The sequence below is a fragment of the Bacteroides intestinalis genome (assembly GCF_003464595.1).
Classification (GTDB): Bacteria; Bacteroidota; Bacteroidia; order Bacteroidales; family Bacteroidaceae; genus Bacteroides; species Bacteroides intestinalis_A.
Window position 1 is genome coordinate 18,790 of record NZ_QRZF01000028.1, and the last position, 16,440, is coordinate 35,229.

A 16,440-nucleotide genomic window follows, 5' to 3' on the forward strand; every position below is an offset into this window, starting at 1 on the left:
AAAAAGTGTTATTATTGGCAATCATGTAACTATGGGTGGTGATGTATTGATTATTGACAGCAATGCGCACTGTCTTGATTGGTATAAAAGAAGACAGGAAAGAACTCAATATCAAGACTTCTATCACGCAGGGGAGATTATTCATAGATCCAATCATTATAGAGGATGATGCCTTTATCGGCACCAGAACCATTATCACAAAAGGAGTGACGATAGGAACACGATCAATAATAGTGGTTGGCAGTGTTGTTGTCTGCGATGTGCCACCTGATGAAATATGGGGTGGTAATCCCGCTAATTTCATAAAGAAATGTAAAATGAAACAATGAAAGAAGTTGTTGTATTGTTATATGGCGGCTTAGGGAATCAATTATTCCAGTATGTGTTTGGTGAATATATACGAGGAAAATATAAACTTGATGTAAGATATGACTTGTCGTCATTTGGGCTTTTGCCCACGTTCAGAGATTATCAACTTGATACCATCATTAGTCATATTCCCGTCTACCATACAAATAGATTCTTCTTTAGTCGACATACTTATATGATTAGGAAACTCCTGCAATATTGTTTTAGATTAAAACCAGGTGTAAAATATATTAATGAGTTGACAGACGATTTGGATGAATCAATATTTGAATCTTCCGGTTATAGTCTTATTTATTTGGACGGCTATTGGCAGGATAAGAGGTTTTTCACTTGGTGTTTTGAGAATCTTCCAGATTTAAAAATAAGTCCTCAATTAAATTTGCCTCAGGAATTAAGAAGTGATTATTCTTTTATAACAAATAACAATTGTATTTCAATGCATGTGAGAAGAGGGGACTATCTGCTCAAAAATAATGCGGCATTAATGGCTTCATGCACTAAGGAGTATTTCTCTAAAGGACTTCAACGGCTACAGTCTTGCACCGACAATCCAACTCTTGTGATTTTCTCGGATGATCCGGAATGGGTGAAATTAAATCTGCATTTTAGTGTCCCAATGAGAGTGATTGATAATAAAGATGTGGCTCCTTTTTGGTATATTTACTTAATGTCGTTATGCCGACATCAGATTATTTCAAATAGCACATTTAGCTGGTGGGGGACAGTGCTAAACTCTACCCCAGAACGGATTACTATTGCACCAAAGAAATGGTTTAATCATAAAGACAATCCCGAAATATATTTTGATAATTGGATTGTTCTGGACAATTGATAATCTTATGAATTCATTATATAAGCAGTTACCGCTATTTAGTATAGTGGTACCCATTTATGGCGTCGAGGCATATTTGCCTAAATGCTTAGACAGTATATTGTCCCAATCGTTCATTTATTTTGAAGCAATACTTGTAGATGATGGCTCTAAAGATAGTTGTCCCCAAATATGTGATGAATATGCAGCCAAGGACAATAGAATAAAAGTTGTTCATAAAGTAAATGGAGGTTTGGTTAGTGCCCGACAAACGGGTGTAGAGGTTGCGACAGGAAGATATGTTGTATGTGTGGATGGTGATGATTGGATTGGCCCGGAATATTTGAGATTGTTTGCAGACATTATATGTCAATATAAGGTTGACGTTATTGTTTGTGGACGCAAAAATGTAAAAGAGGAGGTGACAGAGGAACAAGTTAGTGGATGGAAGACCGGATTGTATAATCGGCAGCAAATGGAGAAAGAAATTTTTCCTTCATTGATTCAAACAAAACAGGCTAAATATTTTCCTCCTTCCCTTTGGGGAAAAGCTTTTAAAAAGTCCATTTACCAGCAGCAGCAGCTTGTGGACACTTTTGTTAATATGGGTGAAGATGGTGCTTGTACCATTCCTACTATTTATCATGCAGAATCATTGTATATATCAGATGCATGTGAGTACTTCTATAGAATCAATCAGAATTCAATGACAAATAATCGCAAACCTCTGTGTACGGATGGTCCTCGAATCATACACTATCATTTGTTGAAACAACTGGACATGGATAAATTCGATTTTCATGAGCAATTGTACAGAAAGACTGTTCATGAACTTTTCTCAGTTGTGAAATCTCAATTTTACAAGCAACAGCACTTTTGGAAAACCAGAAAAGAAATTATCACGCTTATACAGCAAGAACCCTATAATGAGTGTTTGGAAAAATGTGCTTTTGGTGAATCAATAGCTGCCACACTTATGACCTTTTGCCTGCGGAGGCATTTATTATTTCCTATATATTTATTTAGTAAGTTTTGATTTGCTATATGTATATATAAAACGACTGGTTGCATGAAACATAAAATACGGCAAATTGAATTGTGAATAAGAATATCCTTCATGTGGTGAACATTTATTTTGTTCTTCCATACTTCATTGGAGATCAGTTTAAGTATTTCAAGGAGAAAGGCTACAATATGAATGTGGTCTGTAGTCCCAGTGAATATTTGTCAGATTATGCCCAAAAACAGGGATTTGAGTATCTGGAATCTCCTGTTAATCGGAATATTAGCATTGGCCAGGATTTTGATTCTATCCGAAATATCTGCAAGTTTATCAAGAAGCAAAAAATTGATATTGTTGTAGGTCATACCCCCAAAGGAGGTTTACTTGCTATGATAGCCGGTTGGCTGATGCGGGTGCCTGTCAGGATTTATGTGCGTCACGGCTTGGTGTATGAGACCAGTAAAGGGTTGAAGCGTTTCATGTTGATGTCCGTGGATAGGTTGGCTTCTTTCTGCTCTACCAAAGTGGTGTGTGTGAGCCCTTCTGTTCTTCGTAAAAGTATTGAGGATCATTTGGGCCCCCCAAAGAAGCAAATGATTTGGCATAAGGGTACTTGCAATGGGATAGATACGTTGAATCACTTTAATCCTGCTGAGATTGTTCCGACAAGGCTTACAGATTTGAAAGCAAGGTATGGCATTGGGGAAGAAGACTTTGTAATTGGCTATTCCGGTCGTTTGGTCAAAGATAAAGGTATTATAGAATTAGTCCATGCGTTCGATAAATTGCAACAAGCTGATAATTGTAAGTTGTTGCTTGTAGGTATGTTTGAGGAGCGTGATGCATTACCTGAAGATATACAAGAACGTATTCTGAACGATTCTCGAATTATTTATACAGGCTTCATTAATGGTGGTATGGAGTACTTTTATTCAATGATGGATATATATGTGCTTGCCTCTTATCGTGAAGGTTTTCCTACCGGGGTATTGGAAGCTCAGGCGATGGAAAAGCCTGTCATTACGACGCGTGTCACTGGTTGCTGTGATTCTATTATTGATGGGAGAACGGGGTTTTTTGTCAATAACACCGCAGAAGATATTGCGGAAAAAATTGATAAAATTCGTTTGGATAAAGTTATTGATGGTTGTGAAGGGCGTAAGTGGGTGATAGAAAACTTTGATAGTCGGTTAGTTTGGAAAGAGATAGAGAAATTGTATGTCTAAGTTGGGTTCGCGAGCTTGCCACTTTGGCATTTTATGAGGTTGGTATTAAACTTCGCTGGGAAGGTGAAGGGGAATGAGAAAGGTTTTGGTCTAAAAACAGGTAATGTATTGGGCGAGGTTAATCCTAGATATTTTCGTTCTTGTGAAGTGGGACAATTATTGGGTGATCCGACAAAAGTACAGACTCTGCTGGGGTGGAATCTAACGAAAACCAGTTTTCCTGAATTAGTGAGAATAATGGTTGAATATGATATGAGCTTTGTGAAAAAGATCGGATGATTCCTAATAGTGAAGTATATGGATTGTTGGCTGATAGGCTGGGATGGAAGTAGTCTGGTCTGATTTAGCTATAAAATCTCTTTATGATATCCTATCATATGTACAGGATCTTTCTAAAAAACATGTTTACTTATGAGGATAGAATTGAAGTGATAATAATATGGGATGGCCGACAAGAATATTGTCGACCACAAGATTTTCTTATTAAACAATAAGTATTCATTTTTTTATTTCTGCAATTTTTATGAATATTCTTATTACGGGAATTCACGGTTTCGTGGGTTCCAATCTTGTTGTGTCTTTAAAGGATCATCATGTCCTTTATGGGCTTGATATTATTACACCAAAGAAAGAAGGAGTGATGAAAACTTTCTCTTGGAAAGATATCGAAACGACTACTTTTCCGATGCAGCAATTGCCACAGTTTGATGCTATCGTTCATTTGGCCGGTAAAGCCCATGATACGAAAAATCAATCGGCTGCACAGGTATATTTTGATATCAATACAGGATTGACCCAGAAGATTTTTGATTTCTTTTTGAAATCTAAAGCGAAGAAATTTGTATTATTTAGCTCTGTGAAGGCTGCTGCTGATAGTGTAGTGGGGAATGTGCTAAGGGAGGATGTGATACCGACACCGGTGGGACCTTACGGAGAGAGTAAGATTGCAGCGGAGAATTATATAAAGGAACATTTTATTTTATCTACCACCTGCCCCTACGGCTACTCCATCTCTGGAGAGGAAGAGAATGGAAAATACTCCGGTAAACAAGTGTATATATTGAGGCCTTGTATGATTCACGGTCCGGGTAATAAAGGTAATCTGAATTTACTCTATAATGTAGTGAAGAAAGGGATTCCCTGGCCTTTGGGAGATTTTGAGAATAAGCGGTCATTTACTTCTGTGGATAATCTTTGCTATGTAGTAGAAGGTTTATTGACTAAAGACGTAGCGAGTGGTATTTATCACATGGGTGATGATGAAGTTCTATCTACGAATGAACTGATAGCCCTTATGTGTAAAGCTATGGGTAAGAAGCCTCACATCTGGAAAATGAACAGGAAAATGATGGAGGTTTGCGCAGGATTGGGTACGCTGCTTCATCTACCTTTGAATACAGAGCGGTTGAGAAAACTGACTGAGAATTACGTGGTAAGTAATGAGAAAATAAAATCTGCCCTTGGTATTAACAGGATGCCTGTCCGTGCAGCGGATGGAATAATGAAAACGATTCGCAGTTTTACCACGGAAAGCACAGAGTAATACGGAGTTTCTAACCTACTTATAAATTGTAAATCGTGTATTATATCATTATATTAGTTCTGCTTTTTATAACAGAACTTTTTTATTTTAGAGTGGCTGATAAGTTTAATATCATTGATAAGCCCAATGAGCGTAGTTCTCATTCACGGATAACTTTGCGTGGCGGCGGAATTATCTTCTATTGTGGAGCTTTGGTTTATTTCCTGAGTAGTCATTGGGAGTATCCATGGTTTATGCTGGCATTGACTTTAATAACATTTATCAGTTTTGTAGATGATATTCGTTCTACTTCTCAAGGTTTGAGGTTGGTGTTTCACTTTACTGCTATGGCTTTAATATTTTACCAGTGGGGCTTGTTTTCGCTTTCTTGGTGGTGGGTTATCATAGCTTTGATTATTTGCACGGGCATCATCAATGCTTATAACTTTATGGATGGCATCAATGGTATCACTGGTGGTTATTCATTGGTTATCCTCGGTGCACTAACTTATATCAATTCTGAGATTACTACTTTTGTTGAACCGGCTTTGATTAATACCGTTCTTTGTTCAGTTTTGGTCTTTTGCTTTTTTAATTTCCGTAAGAAAGCTAAGTGTTTTGCGGGTGATGTCGGTTCGGTCAGTATCGCTTTTATTCTTCTTTTTCTGATAGGGAGACTCATTATTAAAACAGAAGATTTCAGCTGGATAATTTTATTGGCAGTTTATGGGGTAGATAGTGTTCTGACGATTATTCATCGCCTGATACTTCATGAGAATATTAGTTTGCCTCATCGGAAACACATGTACCAATTGATGGCGAATGAATTAAAAATGCCACATGTGAGGGTTTCGCTTGTTTATATGGCAGTGCAGGCTATTGTAATTGTGGGATATATAATGTGTTTGGATTATGGTTATTGGTATCTGTTCGGTACGATTCTGCTGTTAAGCCTCTTTTATATCTGTTTTATGAATAAATATTTTGGATTGCATCAATCATCATAGAAAATCAATAAATGAAAGCCGCCATCCCGAAATCATCCGGATAGCGGCTTTTTTAAAATAGTGCGTTTATCAAACGCACTATTCACGCAATTTTTTGTACTTTTGCCGACTGTTTAATAGACACATCCGAAAAAACTTTAAAAAACGAAATAAAATGGCAGTAGAATTAAAAGACCTGACCAAACGCAGCGAGAATTATTCGCAGTGGTATAATGAGTTGGTGGTGAAGGCCGATCTGGCAGAACAATCGGCTGTGCGTGGCTGTATGGTGATCAAACCTTACGGATACGCTATCTGGGAGAAAATGCAGCGTCAGCTGGATGATATGTTTAAGGAAACAGGACACGTGAATGCCTATTTCCCTTTGCTGATTCCGAAGTCTTTCCTTAGCCGTGAAGCGGAACATGTGGAAGGTTTTGCCAAGGAGTGTGCAGTAGTAACACACCATCGTCTGAAAAATGCTCCTGACGGTAGCGGAGTAATCGTAGACCCGGAAGCTAAACTGGAAGAAGAACTGATTATCCGTCCAACTTCTGAAACCATCATCTGGAATACTTATAAGAACTGGATTAATTCTTATCGCGATCTGCCTATTTTGTGTAATCAATGGGCGAACGTGATGCGTTGGGAAATGCGTACCCGCCTCTTCCTGCGTACTGCAGAATTCCTGTGGCAGGAGGGACATACAGCACACGCCACTCGTGAAGAAGCTGAAGAAGAAGCAGTACGTATGCTGAACGTATATGCCGAATTTGCCGAAAAATATATGGCTGTTCCTGTAGTGAAAGGTGTGAAATCTGCCAATGAACGTTTTGCCGGTGCATTGGATACTTACACTATCGAAGCCATGATGCAGGACGGAAAAGCTCTGCAAAGTGGTACGTCTCACTTCCTTGGACAGAATTTTGCCAAGGCATTTGATGTGCAGTTCGTGAACAAGGAAAATAAAATGGAATATGTTTGGGCTACTTCATGGGGGGTATCTACCCGTTTGATGGGAGCACTGATCATGACTCACTCTGATGATAACGGACTTGTACTGCCTCCTCATTTGGCTCCGATACAGGTGGTTATCGTGCCTATCTATAAGAATGCAGAGATGCTGCAGAAGATTGATGAGAAGGTAGCCGGTATCGTTGCTAAACTGAAATCTATGGGTATTTCGGTGAAATATGATAATGCCGATAACAAACGTCCGGGCTTCAAGTTTGCAGACTATGAATTGAAAGGTGTACCTGTACGTCTTGTGATGGGTGGTCGTGATCTGGAAAACAATACAATGGAAGTAATGCGCCGCGATACGCTGGAAAAAGAAACCCGTTCTTGCGATGGTATCGAGGAATACGTAAAAGATCTGTTGGAAGAAATTCAAGCAAATGTTTACCAGAAGGCTCTCAACTATCGTAACTCTCACATCACGAAAGTAGATAGTTACGACGAATTCAAGGAAAAGATTGAAGAAGGTGGCTTTATCCTTGCTCACTGGGATGGTACTACCGAAACTGAAGAGAAGATCAAGGAAGATACAAAGGCTACTATCCGCTGTATTCCTTTCGAAACTTTCCTGGATGATGATAAAGAACCGGGTATCTGTATGGTGACCGGTAAACCGTCGGCTTGCCGCGCTTTGTTTGCCCGTTCATATTAATAAGATATCATTAAGATAATAGGAGAGGGCTGCACTTCCGTATAGGAGGATGCAGTCCTTTTTGCTTTTTACAGGATTGTCATACTCTGTACATGCTTCCGTAATATCAAACCTCTATCTTTGCAGCGTAATAAAAAAGCAAGGAATTAGATATGAAACTGAATAGAAATGATTATCGTATGTATTCTATTCCATAAATTCTCTTGAGGTCATGCCTGCGTGATGCAGACATGACTTTGTGTTTATAGAAGGTTAGAACAACTGTGTTTTCAGGCCGAATGATAAACTGAGGTAATCTTTCGGTTTCAGATATTTGTTAAGGAATGCACTTACCACATACAGGTCGCATGTACTTATCTCATAGAAGAAAGTGACAGCTCTTGCTCCCAGGCGCCAGCGTGGAGGTATGTTGTAAGTCAACCGTTGACCTAGGAAAATATGGATACGTATTTTGGATGAGAAACCATAGTAACCTTTCGGATAACGGTCGGGTTCATGTGCCCAGAATTCACCTCCGAATACGGTATTTAGATACATACCGCAAGCAAGAGGTTCAACTGCAAAATCTTGTCCAAGTGAGATGCTCCAAGGCATATAGTTCTGTTTCAGGGTCATGGTGATTTTGGTACGTTTGGAATCATATTTAGGCAGGATACCAAAGAGGATATCCGTTTCCCACTGATTTCGTTTACCATAATCCCATCCGGTACCCAGTGACAGCAATCCCATATTACCGGCAAATTGCAGTTTGGTATGAGTCGGTATCAGACTTTCCCAATGTTTCCGGTAACGATGGACACGCTTATCATAACGGCTGGAACGTTTCTCACTAATATCGGCGCTATCTATTTTAGTTTTCTCTTTTTCTAACCATACCGTATCATATTTCACAATGATAATAGTATCCCTGAACACTTGGCCCGGCTCTGTATTTATTGTTTCCACTTCCTGTGCATGGCCGGTTGACGAATAGACAAGAAGGAAGCATATTAATGCTTTAATAATAGACCACTTCGCGCTCATATCCGTCGGGAGTTACAGTGAATATATAATAGCTACGGTTTTTCATGCAATCACTCATGTAGTACATCACGCCATCATCAAAAAGATCCTCTTCGAATACATGATGTTCGTGAGCTGCCGTACAGAATAATAAACCGGGAAATCTTTTAATGCTATATTGGAAGACCTGAGCTACGTTATTATTGAACTCAAAACAGAATGGACGTATATGCATGGAGAAGATGGTACGGTCGTACTCTTCGTGGCGGTCTTCCAACTGAGCATTGATGAAGTCAAAGTCAGGAATAGGACGGGAGTAATCGAACTCGAGAGCATTGGTATTCAGACAAACGAATTTGATGCGACCGGCAATAAATGAGAAATTGGGCTCACCGAAAATGGCGCGATAAGTTTCTTCACCTGTACCGAGACAGTCATGGTTACCTATGAGACCAACATAAGGAACTTTCAGTTTATTCATGATATCACGTTGCCACAGGAACTCGTCTGTGACACCAAAATCACTGAAATCTCCGCCATGGATGACAAAATCAATGTCATCTCGTTTATTGAGGTGATTGACAAAATCCTGAGTTTCATCATACCAACGTTGTGAATCGCCCATGGTAACAAAACGGATTGTCGTCTTGTCCTTACAATTGGCTTCTATTTTTGCTATATTGCGATTGTTTATATCCGTCGGACCACTGATACGCACATCATAAGGATGGTAGTCTATCATGTCGCAACTGCCCATAAACAGACCTATGAGCGGGATGAATGAGAGTTTAGATAGTTTCATGTGAATGATATTAATAGTATATATAACCTCTATATTGAAAACTGGATGCAAAGATAGAGTTTTCTTTTTGATTAATGATTGTCTTATATTCCTTTTTTCTGTCCTTTCATGCTACACTGATTATCCGGTGCTTGTCTATTTTTTAGACGGAGGTGTCTAATTATTAGACACTTGATGGCTGGGCTTGGAAAGCTAATTTCTTGATAATAAACGGATTTTAAGTTTTGGCACGCTTTCTGCATTTATATAGTTAAAGTATTGCGTGTATTAATCTTAATATGCTAAAGAGTAGATTAAAAGAAATAACTAATAACTCATAATTTAAAGAACATCATGATTGAAATTAATGACATCAGTAAAGTATTCCGTACATCGGAAGTGGAAACAGTAGCATTGAACCACGTGAACCTCGAAGTGAAAGAGGGGGAGTTTGCAGCTATTATGGGACCGTCAGGTTGCGGAAAATCAACCCTGTTGAATATTCTGGGATTACTGGATAATCCGACGGAAGGATCATATAAACTTCTGGGACAGGAAGTAGGAAACCTGAAAGAAAAAGAGCGTACACGCGTTCGTAAAGGTAAACTGGGTTTTGTCTTTCAAAGTTTCAATCTGATAGACGAACTGAATGTATATGAAAATGTGGAATTGCCTTTGACTTATCTTGGTATCAAAGCTTCCGAACGTCGCCGGATGGTGGAAGAAATACTGAAACGAATGAATATCAGTCATCGTGCCAAACACTTTCCACAACAGCTTTCCGGTGGTCAGCAGCAGCGTGTAGCCATTGCCCGCGCCGTGGTTACTAATCCTAAGCTGATACTTGCCGATGAGCCGACCGGTAACCTGGATTCTAAGAACGGTGCAGAAGTAATGAACCTGCTGACGGAGTTGAACCGGGAAGGAACTACCATTATCATGGTGACACACTCCCAGCACGATGCTTCTTTCGCCCATCGTACGATTCATTTGTTCGATGGCAGTATAGTGGCAAGTGTTGCAGCACAGGAAATGTAAGTTTACGATTATTACAGATTAGATCATGAAACAATTATATTATGTCATAAGGACCTTACTACGTGGGCGCGGCTCGAATATTATCAAAGTTATTTCCCTTGGATTGGGATTGACGATGAGTATTTTGCTGTTTTCCCGTGTGGCTTTTGAACAAAGTTACGATACCTTCTACAAAGACTATGACAATTTATATCAGATATTCTCTATTTTTTCAGCTGATGGTGAACAGTTTGAGCCTCAAAAGCAAAACTGTGGCCCCGTGGCAGGTGCCATATTGGAAAACTTCCCGAAAGAAGTGGAAGCAGCTACCAGTATCGCCTATTTTCTCGGTGGTCCGTTGTATAATGGCAGTGTTCGTTTCGATGACGAGATCCTGTTGGCAGACTCACTCTTTTTCCGAACTATGGGTATTGAGGTACTGAGCGGAAATCCGGAGAATGAACTGGTACAACCGGATGTTATTTTTCTGAGCGACCGCTTGGCACAGAAAATCTTCGGCGGCGAAAACCCTATTGGAAAAGTGCTGAGCTACAATAAAGAAATAACATTTACAGTGAAGGGGACTTATGCTGCTTTACCAGAAAACACTACGATGCGTCCCGAGGGAGTTGTATCTATGCCCACAGCCTGGAGTCGCAGTTGGGGTAACTATTCCTGGCGTGGGGGAGACAGTTACTACGAATATATCCGTTTCCGTCCGGGAGCTGATAAAGAGATTATCAATGCCCGACTGGATGACATGATACAGAAATATCGTCCGGAAGAGGATAAGAAAGCTTATGGCTATACAGCTTTTGTCAAACCCATCCGTGATGTATATCGAAACGAAGACCAGGTGAAACGGATGGATAGCATTATGAGTATCCTGGCTTTTGCAATTCTTTTTATTGCAGCACTAAACTATGTATTGATATCCATCTCCTCGCTTACTTACCGCGCAAAAGCGGTGGGAGTACATAAGTGTAGTGGTGCAAGCGGAGGTACTGTATTCTCAATGTTTCTTCTGGAGACAGGTATTATCATTGTACTGGCTCTGGTGTTAATGGGACTGATATTGCTTAATTTTCAGGAGTTTATAGAAGATACTACCGCAGCTAAACTGAGTGTACTTTTTGCACCCGATCGTATTTGGGTACCGCTCGCTGTAGTGTTGGTTCTTTTTGTTGTGGGGGGAGTATTGCCAGGCAGATTATTTGCGCGGATACCGGTGTCGCAGGTTTTTCGTCGCTATACGGAAGGTAAGAAGGGGTGGAAACGTCCATTACTTTTTATCCAATTCGCAGGTGTGGCCTTTATCTGTGGACTGATGTATGTGGTGATGGCGCAGTACAATTATGTGAAAGATAAAGATATGGGATATAATCCGCAGCGTGTAGCGGTGGGGAATGCTTATTTTGGTAGTGAGGAGGAGAGTGGACCGGCATTGCAGTTTTTCCGTGGTTTACCTTATGTCGAAGAAGTTTCTTCTGCGGTCAGTACCCCTATCTGGAGCTATAGTGGCTCAATGATTGAAGGTGAAAGTGGACAGTCCCTCTTCTCGACACGCTACAGTTTTGCTCTTGAAGACTACTTTAAAATGATGGGTATGACGATGAAGGAAGGTCGTGCTCCACGTGCAGCAGATGAAATAGTAGTGAATGAGGCTTTTGCGGAGAGAATGCGTTGGGGAGACAAGGCTTTGAATCACCCGTTACGTACAGAAGGCAAAAATTTTAAAGTAGTAGGTATATTGAAAGATTTTCATATCGGTTCCTATTACCAGCCACAGGATGTCATAATGTTCGGATATACCCGTACTTTCGGTAATACTGTCCATGTGCGTCTCAAAGAACCTTTTGCTGAGAATTTACGGCGTCTGAACAAAGACGTAAACGAAGCTTATCCGGACAAAACGATTGACTTTGCCGGATTGGAACAACGAATATTGGAACGGTATAATCCGGTTCGTGTCTTTAGCAATGCTACAATATTGGCGGCGGTAACCATGTTCTTCGTCATGCTGATGGGCTTGATCGGTTATACTACGGATGAAGTGCGCCGTCGTTCCAAAGAAATTGCTATTCGTAAAGTGAATGGAGCGGAATCTTCGGGGATATTGGAGTTACTTTCGAAGGATGTCCTTTATGTAGCGGGACCGGCTGTCATTATCGGTATTATTGCCTCGGCATACGTCAACGAGATGTGGATGGATCAGTTTGCTGCACAGGTGCCTCTTTCGTGGCCGGTATATGTGCTGATAGCATTGGTTATCCTGTTATTTATTGTTGCTTGCGTCATCTGGAAGTCATGGCGGATAGCGAATGAAAATCCGGTGAAGAGTATTAAGAGCGAATAAATTATTATAATAGATAAAAGTTATCATTATGAGACACCTTTATTATACCCTGCAAAATTTGCTTCGCGGACGCGGATCAAATATCATTAAAGTTATTTCTTTGTCATTAGGGCTACTGATGTCTGTTTTCCTTTTTGCACGTATTGCTTTCGAGTTGAGTTTTGATAATTTCTATCATGAACCGGAGAATCTTTACATAGTCAAGACCGGTTGGATGAATAAGGGAGTGTTGAGTGGTGGAGAGGGATATAATACCATCCAAACCATTCCTGCTACCATTGCAGAGGAATTTCCTGATGAGGTACAGAGTGCTACTACCAGCTGTTCTCTTTTTGGTAAGGAGTATCGCTTGGGAGAACATAAGTTCATGTTGCCTACAGTGATGGCAGATACTCTTTACTTTGCCACCCTCGGTATCGAAGTACTGAAGGGAAATCCACAGGAATTGGCAAATCCGGATGCAATATTCTTGTCTCATACATCGGCACGCACTATTTTCGGCAGTGAGTCACCATTAGGGAAGACATTGAATTACTCAATTGGTGGTACTACGGTACCTATGCTCGTAAAAGGTGTCTATGCTGATGTGCCACTGAATACAGAATTATATACCCGTCCTGAAGCTATTGTCTCTTTTCCCAGCATCGAACGGCATACCCGTTGGTCTTTAGGCTGGAACAGTGGCGGCAATTACGACGGATACGTACGTTTACGAAATCCTGCTAATGCTAATAAATTGAATAAGCATCTTTCAGTTGCTATTGCCCGTCATATTCCGGAAGAGAGCGGATTGGAACTGAAAGTTACTGTGGATCCTATGCGTAGTCTGCACCTTGCCAAGCCGACGGTACGGAAAATGATCTGGATCATGGCATTGCTCGGAGTAGTGCTACTTTTCACAACAACACTAAATTATGTATTAATATCGATAGCTTCACTGACGCAACGTGCAAAATCCATTGGTGTACACAAGTGCAGTGGAGCATCCGAACGCAGCATTTTCTCCATGTTTCTGATGGAGACAGCGGTAGTGATTCTACTGGCACTATTATTGATAGGAGTGTTGGTGTATGTTTTCCATGAAAAAATGGAAGAACTGGCATCTATTCCGTTGAGTGTTCTCTTTGCCTGGCAGAACTTGTGGGCACCTTTGTCTGTAGTTGCTCTCTTATTTCTGTTGGGAGGATGTTTGCCTGGTATTTTGTTTTCGCGTATACCGGTGACGCAAGTGTTCCATCGCTATACTTCCGGACGTCGTGGTTGGAAGCGGGTACTATTATTCATACAGTTTGGAGGTGCGGCATTTATACTGGGCATGATGCTGGTGGTATTTATACAATATAATTATGCAACCGGACGTGATCGTGGTTTCCGTCCTGAACGCGTTGCATACGTTTACCAACGATTAGAAAATCCGGATAACTTGCGTAGTGTTCTTTTAGGATTACCCTATGTAGAGTCTGTGGCTTCTGCCAGTGCATCGTTACTGGGTTTTTATGCTCCTCACATGGTGACTGATAATCAAGGAAACCGGCTTTTTTCTCCTCGCTTTTCTATATTCGATACGGATTATCTGGACTTTATCGGCTTACGACTTAAAGCAGGTAAAAACTTATCGGGTAGTGGACAATTGCTTGTAAACCGCACTTTTGTAGAAAAGATGAAATGGGAGGGTACCGGTATAGGTGAACACGTAAATGATCTGGGTACAGTAGTAGGCATTTTGGATTCGTTCAGTTTTCCTCTTGCACCGGATGATAGCGATCCGGTTATGATAGCTTGGACGGAAGGCATAGAAAGCACTCTACATGTGCGCCTGAAGAAGCCTTTTGACGATAATCTTATCCGGCTGAATGAAGAGATGCAGCATGTGTATCCGCAGAATGAGTTACTGTTTCGTTCAATGGAAAAAGAGATGCGAAGTTATTCGGAATCCGTTCGCATATTCCGTGATGTCACTTTATTGGCATCTGTTACAATCTTGTTTATCATTCTTATGGGGCTCATTGGTTATGTAAATGATGAAATTCGTTTGCGCTCCAAGGAAATAGCTATTCGTAAGGTGAATGGGGCAGAAGTGAGCGGTGTGCTGCGCCTACTGACGCGTGATGTCTTGTGGTTGGCAATTCCGGCTGTAACGATTGGTACAATCGGAGCATTCAAAGCCGGTGAAGTTTGGATCAGTCAGTTTAGGGATACTATTTCCTTGCCTGTAATGGGGTATATGGGTGTTGCTGTGACTCTGCTTATGTTTATTATCATGTGTGTCATAATTAAGGCATGGCACATTGCTAATGAGAATCCGGTGAAGAGTATTAAGAGTGAGTAACTGTTTCCTGTGTTCGGGTAACCTTTCGTATATATATACACAGTACTGTGAGTGCTGTCAGGAAAGCAAAGAAATCGGCAACGGGCATACTGGTCCAGATTCCATCCAGTCCCATGAAACGGGGAAAGAAGATCAGACCGGGAAGCAGATATAAAAGTTGCCGGGTGAGCGAAAGGAATATACTGATTTTAGCTTTTCCTATACTTTGGAAGAAATTACCGATTACAATCTGTGCGCCCACCAATGGGAACATCAGCACGCAGATGCGGACACCGCGAGAAGCAATGTCAATCAGTTCCTGATCGTTTGTGAAGATAGCGGATACTGCATGTGGGAAAAGTTCGCAAATAAGGAAGCCACTGCTCGTGATACACACACCGGTCAGGATGCTCAGTTTCAACGTTTGCTTCACACGGTCGTGTTTCTGTGCTCCGAAGTTATATCCAACAATTGGTTGCATACCCATAGTCAGACCTAATACAATCATTATATAGAGTGTAAGCAGGCGATTGATGATACCGTAAGCTCCGATGGCCATATCGCCTCCGTGACGTTGTAATGTGTTGTTGATGATAATCACAATGACACAGGCACATACATTCATCAGGAAAGGAGACATACCGATTGAAAAGATGCTACTGATGATGCGCTTTCTCAATTTCCAGAAGTCCGGACGAAAACGAACGAAACTATCCTTATCAAGGAAATGCTTCACCACCCATACCATACCGATGAACTGTGAAATAACGGTTGCCGTAGCTGCTCCACGAATTCCCCAGTCAAAATGGAAAATGAAGATAGGAGCAAGGATGATGTTACAGACCACTGTTACCATGGAAGTCAACATCGCCTTTTTAGGATATCCTGTGGCACGCATAATATTGTTTAGCCCGATCATTGTATAAGTAATTGGGGTTCCTGCCAGGATAATCTGCATGAAGTCACGTGCATAAGGTAATGTTTCGGAACTGGCACCGAAGAATCTCAATATATCATCCAGAAACAGAAAAGCAAGTCCACCGAATACTACTGCATTAATCAGACAAAACATCAGCGTATTTCCCAATACCTCAGTTGCTCCGTCTAAATCTTTTTGCCCCAGACGGATGGATGAAATGGTAGAACCGCCTGCTGATACCAGCGTACAGAATGCTACCACGAGGTTCATCAAAGGGAATGTAATAGCTAATCCGGCAATACCCATTGCACCTACACCATGACCTATGAAAATGCTGTCGATAATGTTGTACAGAGAAGTTATTGTCATGCCGATAATAGCGGGTATGGAATACTGTAACAGCAGTTTTCCGATGCTCTCGGTACCTAATATGTGAGGGTTATTATCCATAACTATTTATCTAAAGAAAGT

The 16,440-nt window shown here is 40.8% G+C and carries 13 protein-coding genes and 1 pseudogene; 11 read left to right on the forward strand and 3 right to left on the reverse strand.

Features of this window, described 5'->3' with window-relative positions; genetic code table 11:
• Positions 1 to 62: 62 nt before the first annotated feature.
• From DWW10_RS23680 to proS, 8 genes and pseudogenes are all read left to right on the forward strand, one after another.
• Positions 63 to 329, forward strand: a complete 267-nt coding sequence (locus DWW10_RS23680; protein WP_118422317.1) for an acyltransferase — start codon at positions 63 to 65, stop codon at positions 327 to 329.
• Positions 326 to 1,201 (forward strand): alpha-1,2-fucosyltransferase, encoded by an 876-nt coding sequence (locus tag DWW10_RS23685; RefSeq protein ID WP_118422316.1) that lies wholly within the window; start codon positions 326 to 328, stop codon positions 1,199 to 1,201. The genes DWW10_RS23680 and DWW10_RS23685 overlap by 4 nt, the downstream gene beginning before the upstream one ends.
• Before the next feature lie 7 nt (positions 1,202 to 1,208).
• Positions 1,209 to 2,216: a glycosyltransferase family 2 protein gene (locus DWW10_RS23690; RefSeq protein WP_118422337.1), complete on the forward strand. Its 1,008-nt coding sequence runs from the start codon at positions 1,209 to 1,211 to the stop codon at positions 2,214 to 2,216.
• Positions 2,217 to 2,278: 62 nt separating this feature from the next.
• Positions 2,279 to 3,409 carry a glycosyltransferase family 4 protein gene (locus tag DWW10_RS23695; RefSeq protein ID WP_118422315.1) on the forward strand — a complete coding sequence of 377 codons (1,131 nt, stop codon included), beginning with the start codon at positions 2,279 to 2,281 and terminating at the stop codon, positions 3,407 to 3,409.
• A 5-nt stretch (positions 3,410 to 3,414) separates the two neighbouring features.
• A pseudogene (locus tag DWW10_RS23700) lies at positions 3,415 to 3,688 on the forward strand (GDP-mannose 4,6-dehydratase); the annotation flags it as partial.
• A gap of 244 nt (positions 3,689 to 3,932) precedes the next feature.
• Positions 3,933 to 4,952 carry an NAD-dependent epimerase/dehydratase family protein gene (locus DWW10_RS23705; protein WP_118422314.1) on the forward strand — a complete coding sequence of 340 codons (1,020 nt, stop codon included), beginning with the start codon at positions 3,933 to 3,935 and terminating at the stop codon, positions 4,950 to 4,952.
• Positions 4,953 to 4,987: 35 nt separating this feature from the next.
• Positions 4,988 to 5,938, forward strand: a complete 951-nt coding sequence (locus tag DWW10_RS23710; RefSeq protein WP_118422313.1) for an MraY family glycosyltransferase — start codon at positions 4,988 to 4,990, stop codon at positions 5,936 to 5,938.
• A 154-nt stretch (positions 5,939 to 6,092) separates the two neighbouring features.
• Positions 6,093 to 7,586 carry a proline--tRNA ligase gene (gene proS, locus DWW10_RS23715; protein ID WP_022391338.1) on the forward strand — a complete coding sequence of 498 codons (1,494 nt, stop codon included), beginning with the start codon at positions 6,093 to 6,095 and terminating at the stop codon, positions 7,584 to 7,586.
• A gap of 252 nt (positions 7,587 to 7,838) precedes the next feature.
• Here proS and DWW10_RS23720 read toward each other — a convergent pair whose 3' ends face one another.
• Positions 7,839 to 8,609: a hypothetical protein gene (locus DWW10_RS23720; protein WP_118422312.1), complete on the reverse strand. Its 771-nt coding sequence runs from the start codon at positions 8,607 to 8,609 to the stop codon at positions 7,839 to 7,841.
• The gene (locus DWW10_RS23725; protein WP_118422336.1) at positions 8,584 to 9,390 is read right to left on the reverse strand and encodes a metallophosphoesterase family protein; all 807 of its coding nucleotides are present in this window, start codon (positions 9,388 to 9,390) and stop codon (positions 8,584 to 8,586) included. The genes DWW10_RS23720 and DWW10_RS23725 overlap by 26 nt, the downstream gene beginning before the upstream one ends.
• Before the next feature lie 333 nt (positions 9,391 to 9,723).
• Between DWW10_RS23725 and DWW10_RS23730 the strand changes: the two genes are divergently transcribed.
• Genes DWW10_RS23730 through DWW10_RS23740 form a run of 3 tightly spaced genes read left to right on the forward strand, consistent with a single transcriptional unit; the run spans position 9,724 to position 15,071 of the window.
• Positions 9,724 to 10,407, forward strand: a complete 684-nt coding sequence (locus tag DWW10_RS23730) for an ABC transporter ATP-binding protein (RefSeq protein ID WP_118222145.1) — start codon at positions 9,724 to 9,726, stop codon at positions 10,405 to 10,407.
• Between the two features lie 25 nt (positions 10,408 to 10,432).
• Positions 10,433 to 12,742, forward strand: coding sequence for an ABC transporter permease (locus DWW10_RS23735; protein WP_118422311.1), 2,310 nt, complete (start codon positions 10,433 to 10,435; stop codon positions 12,740 to 12,742).
• A gap of 28 nt (positions 12,743 to 12,770) precedes the next feature.
• Entirely contained in the window at positions 12,771 to 15,071 is a 2,301-nt protein-coding gene (locus DWW10_RS23740) for an ABC transporter permease (protein ID WP_022391562.1), read from the forward strand.
• Here DWW10_RS23740 and DWW10_RS23745 read toward each other — a convergent pair.
• Positions 15,058 to 16,419, reverse strand: a complete 1,362-nt coding sequence (locus DWW10_RS23745; RefSeq protein ID WP_118422310.1) for an MATE family efflux transporter — start codon at positions 16,417 to 16,419, stop codon at positions 15,058 to 15,060. The genes DWW10_RS23740 and DWW10_RS23745 overlap by 14 nt on opposite strands.
• Between the last annotated feature and the right edge of the window lie 21 nt (positions 16,420 to 16,440).

Coding starts and splice junctions, on each gene's coding strand:
- DWW10_RS23680 (WP_118422317.1), top strand. CDS start 63: ATGCGCACTGTCTTGATTGGTATAAAAGAAGACAGGAAAGAACTCAAT.
- DWW10_RS23685 (WP_118422316.1), top strand. CDS start 326: ATGAAAGAAGTTGTTGTATTGTTATATGGCGGCTTAGGGAATCAATTA.
- DWW10_RS23690 (WP_118422337.1), top strand. CDS start 1,209: ATGAATTCATTATATAAGCAGTTACCGCTATTTAGTATAGTGGTACCC.
- DWW10_RS23705 (WP_118422314.1), top strand. CDS start 3,933: ATGAATATTCTTATTACGGGAATTCACGGTTTCGTGGGTTCCAATCTT.
- proS (WP_022391338.1), top strand. CDS start 6,093: ATGGCAGTAGAATTAAAAGACCTGACCAAACGCAGCGAGAATTATTCG.
- DWW10_RS23720 (WP_118422312.1), bottom strand. CDS start 8,609: ATGAGCGCGAAGTGGTCTATTATTAAAGCATTAATATGCTTCCTTCTT.
- DWW10_RS23725 (WP_118422336.1), bottom strand. CDS start 9,390: ATGAAACTATCTAAACTCTCATTCATCCCGCTCATAGGTCTGTTTATG.
- DWW10_RS23730 (WP_118222145.1), top strand. CDS start 9,724: ATGATTGAAATTAATGACATCAGTAAAGTATTCCGTACATCGGAAGTG.
- DWW10_RS23735 (WP_118422311.1), top strand. CDS start 10,433: ATGAAACAATTATATTATGTCATAAGGACCTTACTACGTGGGCGCGGC.
- DWW10_RS23740 (WP_022391562.1), top strand. CDS start 12,771: ATGAGACACCTTTATTATACCCTGCAAAATTTGCTTCGCGGACGCGGA.
- DWW10_RS23745 (WP_118422310.1), bottom strand. CDS start 16,419: ATGGATAATAACCCTCACATATTAGGTACCGAGAGCATCGGAAAACTG.